This window comes from Kaistella sp. (assembly GCF_032060305.1).
Taxonomy (GTDB): Bacteria; Bacteroidota; Bacteroidia; order Flavobacteriales; family Weeksellaceae; genus Kaistella; species Kaistella yananensis.
Window position 1 is genome coordinate 24,676 of record NZ_DAMBHK010000009.1, and the last position, 4,851, is coordinate 29,526.

The 4,851-nt window shown below is 41.0% G+C and carries 3 protein-coding genes and 1 pseudogene; 1 reads left to right on the forward strand and 3 read right to left on the reverse strand.

Features of this window, described 5'->3' with window-relative positions; genetic code table 11:
- Positions 1–83: 83 nt before the first annotated feature.
- The 3 genes from V5N63_RS02340 to proS all read right to left on the reverse strand — a co-directional run bounded on the left by V5N63_RS02340 (position 84) and on the right by proS (position 4,409).
- Positions 84–1,415 carry an Nramp family divalent metal transporter gene (locus V5N63_RS02340; protein WP_332032639.1) on the reverse strand — a complete coding sequence of 444 codons (1,332 nt, stop codon included), beginning with the start codon at positions 1,413–1,415 and terminating at the stop codon, positions 84–86.
- A 106-nt stretch (positions 1,416–1,521) separates the two neighbouring features.
- On the reverse strand, positions 1,522–2,808 hold the full coding sequence (locus V5N63_RS02345) for an OmpA family protein (protein WP_332032641.1): 1,287 nt from the start codon (positions 2,806–2,808) through the stop codon (positions 1,522–1,524).
- Positions 2,809–2,933: 125 nt separating this feature from the next.
- Positions 2,934–4,409 (reverse strand): proline--tRNA ligase, encoded by a 1,476-nt coding sequence (gene proS / locus V5N63_RS02350; RefSeq protein ID WP_332032643.1) that lies wholly within the window; start codon positions 4,407–4,409, stop codon positions 2,934–2,936.
- 145 nt (positions 4,410–4,554) lie between these two features.
- On the opposite strand from proS, the pseudogene V5N63_RS02355 reads away from it, so the two are divergent.
- Positions 4,555–4,851 (forward strand): annotated as a pseudogene (locus V5N63_RS02355) (prolyl-tRNA synthetase); the annotation flags it as partial.

Sequence of the window (4,851 nt, forward strand, 5' to 3'; positions counted from 1 at the left end):
TTGATCGGGTCTGTCGGTCTGGATGGTTTCCTGAGCATATAAAACCTGAGTAACGATTAGAAGCAGTGATGAATATCGTTTTTTCATGATCCAAAAAATGTTTCTACGAGTAAATACAAATTCAATGCAATAATGATGGCGGCAATGATCCAAACTGAGATTTGCAGCCAAGGTTTGTTTACAAATTCGCCCATTTTTAATTTAGATCCTGTAAACATTACCAAAGGAACAACCGCAAAACTCAGCTGCATTGACAGAATTACCTGACTGAGAACCAAGAGATCTGTGGTGCCCTGTTCGCCGTAAATTATTGTAACAATAAGGGCAGGAATAACAGCAATCAACCGCGTAATCAATCTTCTTAACCAGGGTTTCAGGCGGATATTCAGGAATCCTTCCATCACAATCTGACCTGCCAGCGTTCCTGTTAAAGTTGAATTCTGTCCAGATGACAGGAGCGCAACTGCAAAGAAAATACTTGCAAAGGTGGTTCCTAAAATCGGCGCGAGCATTTTATGGGCATCATGAATATCTGCTACATCCTGGTTTCCGGTGGTATGAAAAGTCGCCGCCGCTACAATTAAAATTGCTGCATTGATGAAAAATGCCAGGAATAGCGACGCTGTACTGTCGATGGTGGCGAATTTTATGGCTTCTTTTTTTCCGAAATACGTGCGTTCGTAATTCCGGGTCTGGATGATGCTACTGTGCAAATACAAGTTATGAGGCATAACCGTTGCACCCAGAATTCCAATGGCAATATAAAGCATTGAGGGATTGGTAACGATTTCTTTTTGCGGAACAAGGCTGCTAAGAATCGGGAAAATATCCGGTTTACTTAAAATGATTTCATAAATAAAACAGCCGAGAATAACGAATATTAATCCTGCAACAATGCTTTCCAGATACCGGAATCCTTTTGCCTGGAGAAATAATATCAGAAATACATCAATTACCGTAATTACAACACCCCAGGTGAGCGGAATGCCGAAAAGCAGATTAAGTGCTATTGCGGAGCCGATGACTTCTGCAAGATCACACGCAGCGATGGCAATTTCGCAAAACACCCACAGTATGAAATTGGTAGTAGGATTAAAATGATCCCGGCACGCTTGTGCAAGGTCCCGCTCCGCAACAATTCCCAACTTCAAAGAAAGATGCTGAAGAACGATGGCAAATAAATTGGAAATAAGGATCACTGATAATAAAGTGTAACCAAACTGAGCACCTCCGGCGATATCGGTCGCCCAGTTTCCGGGATCCATATAGCCTACTGCGACCATAAGCCCTGGCCCTGCAAAGGCGAAAAGCTTACGCCAAAAACCGGCATCTTTTGGAATATTGATACTTGAAAATACTTCTGGGAGCGAGTTAGCGTATTTTTCTCTTTGCCAGCCTTTATTGATGTTTTTCACAAATGTTAGATTAGGCTAACAAAATTACATAAATATATCTAATTTCCAAACCTAGAATAAAAAAAATCCCGACAAGTTGCCGGGATTTGGTATAATTTGAGGAAGATTATTTCGCAAATCTCACCGCCATTTTTCTGTCGATTGCTCTTTCAGCGTCAGATGCAGTAGCTGCAACGGTAGCGAATTTACTTCCGTAACCTTCAGCACCAATCACCTGCGCGCCAACACCAGCTTTCTCCAGAGCAGATTTTATATAATTTGCTCTTGCAGTAGAAAGTTTTACATTAGTTGCTTCGTCGCCAACTTTATCTGTATACCCGCCCACTTTAATTTTTGCATCAGGATACGCTTTCAAAATTGCTACAAGGTTATCTAGCTGAACCTGCGAGCCTGCTTCAAGTTCTGTAGAAGAGCCCATTTTAAAATTTACTTTGTCGAAAGTATACCAGGTGTCTTTCAGTACAGCATCATCTGCGGCATTGGTGTATCCTCCGGATTTAAGGAAAGAAATCATTGAATCTTCCATCCCGCCTCTGTATCCTTTCAGTGCAACACCATTCAGATCAATATCTTCATCAACTTTGTTTGTGGTAACCATTGCGGAATCTGTAGGCATCATCGTGGAAGCAGAATCTGTTACAACAGCTGTTGAATCTGTCGTTACGGTTGTCTGTTCTGCAGGTTTGTTGCACTGTTTCCAAAGGAACCACGCGGCAAGTGCCAGCAGCAATAAAGGCAGAAGCCATTTCCATATAGATCCCGCTTCGTTATCATCTTTACGGTCAACATTTACGTGGGTGTTGCCTCCTCTGTTTACCTCCACTTTCGGTTCATCATAAGAAGTTACCTTCACTTTTTCAGTGGCAAGATCAGGAGTACCTCCCCAGTTTCCTAAACCAAGTGAAGCTAACGAGAGCCCAGCCGGAAGTAAAGAAGACACTATTCCTTTCTGATCTGAAAGCAGGCCTGACAAGCTGTTTCTGTCGAGATTATGATCTGCAGCATATTTGCCCAGTGAGCCTAATGCAGCACCAGCAACCATATTCAATAAAGAACCTGAAGTTGAATTGCTTACCCCTGAGTAGCCTGATACCGCATTAATCAGTCCATTGATTTTATCTCCAAAAATTGCAGTCAGTACAGTGCTAACCAATGAATTATTAGAAGAGCCTCCTAAAAGGTTTCCCAACAAGCCTGTGGATTGTGACCCAGTAATTGCATCCAGCAAAGCTGGCTGATTAGCATTATTGGCCATTCCGCCTACAACCGCCGGCAACAAACCGCTTATTGCTTTGGAAATACCCGATTCGCTTTCTCCGTACTGCGTGGCAGCCTGAGATACTAATGCCGGACCCAATTGTCCCTTGATAAGATCGATAACGTTTAATGACATAATAGTTTATTTTTAAATTTAACTTTAACAACAGAAGCAAATATCAATCCAAAAGAACTGCATTTTGTGTTGTTTATATTTAAATTAACATTCTATTACATTATCATTAAAAATAAACCCAAGAATTAGTATGATTTTGCAAATATTACCCGCTGATTTGATGGTTTTCCCGAAATCATTGAAATACCTTCTTCCATTTGATTGTCTAAAGGAATACATCTGATGGTCGCTTTGGTTTCATTTTTAATCTGCTCTTCTTCTTCCGCAGTACCGTCCCAATGGGCAGAAATAAATCCACCTTTTTCCTCCAGAACCTGCTTGAACTCTTCGTAAGAATCTACTTTTGTAATATGTTCGTCGCGGTAGGTTACTGCCTTTCTGTAGATATCTTCCTGAATGGTTTTCAGGAGATTTTCGATATAGATATCGAGATTTTCAAGCGGTTTAGTTTCCTTAGTTAAATTATCTCTTCGGGCAATCTCCACCGTTTTGTTTTCCAGATCACGGGCGCCTAAAGCGATGCGAACGGGTACACCTTTCAGTTCGTATTCGGCAAATTTCCAGCCTGGTTTGTTCTCTGTACGGTTATCATATTTTACTGAGATTCCTTTAGCTTTCAGTTTAGCCTGAATTTCATAAGCAACTTCGTCAATTTGCTGCAGCTGTTCTTCCCCTTTGAAAATCGGTACGATTACTACCTGAATCGGTGCTAAAGTTGGTGGTAAAACCAAACCTAAATCATCGGAATGCGTCATGATCAATGCCCCCATTAATCTGGTAGAAGTTCCCCAGGAAGTTCCCCAGGCGTACTCGATTTTCCCTTCTCTGTTGGTGAATTTCACATCGAAAGCTTTCCCGAAATTCTGTCCCAGGAAGTGAGAAGTTCCTGCCTGAAGGGCTTTCCCATCCTGCATTAAGGCTTCGATACAGTAGGTTTCATCTGCACCGGCAAATCTTTCAGATTCTGTTTTAAGTCCTTTGATTACAGGTATTGCCATGAAGTTTTCAGCAAAATCTGCATATACGTGGAGCATTTTTTCGGTTTCTTCAATTGCCTCATCTTTGGTGGCGTGCGCAGTATGGCCTTCCTGCCAGAGGAATTCTGCAGTTCTTAAAAACAGACGCGTTCTCATTTCCCAACGCACAACATTCGCCCACTGATTGATGAGAATAGGCAGATCACGGTAGGACTGGATCCAGTTTTTATAGGTATTCCAGATGATGGCTTCGGAAGTTGGACGTACGATAAGCTCTTCCTCGAGTTTAGCTTCGGGATCAACGATGAGTTTTTTAGGATCTTCAGGATCGGTTTTCAGTCTGTAGTGGGTAACTACAGCGCATTCTTTTGCGAAACCTTCGGCATTTTTTTCTTCAGCTTCAAATAAACTTTTCGGGATAAAGATAGGGAAGTAAGCATTTTCGTGACCTGTTTCCTTGAATTTACGGTCCATTTCGTCGCGCATTTTTTCCCAGATTGCATAGCCATAAGGTTTAATTACCATGCAGCCGCGGACTCCGGAATTTTCTGCCAGATCAGCTTTTACGACCAATTCATTATACCATTTACTGTAATCTTCGGCTCTTGAAGTTAATTTTGCCATTATATTGTATCTTTGATTTAACTTTTGTGTAGTACTTGTATCTAATTCTAAAAAGTGTATTTTTACTCAAAAATTTACCAGTGTTAATGGTATAATTTTGGTATAAAGTGCAAATATAATTCAAATTAAAACTTTTCACCTTATCATGGAAAAAATTACTTATAAAAATTTACCTCAGATTCTGAAATCTAAAGTGGTTTTGGCGCTTGCCGGAGGTTTAATTTTAATGTCCTGCGGTTCGCAGATGGGTGGTTACAGCGAAACCGACGGAGTATATTACGACCCAAACAGAGATACACTGCCTGAAGGTACTGTGATGAACAGTGGCAACAGGGTAGGTGAATATTATGATTATCAGGCAACAGATGATCAGAATAAATACCTCAATTCTGAAAACAGAAATGAAAGCTGGAAAGACCAGAATTCCGATTGGGGCAATTAT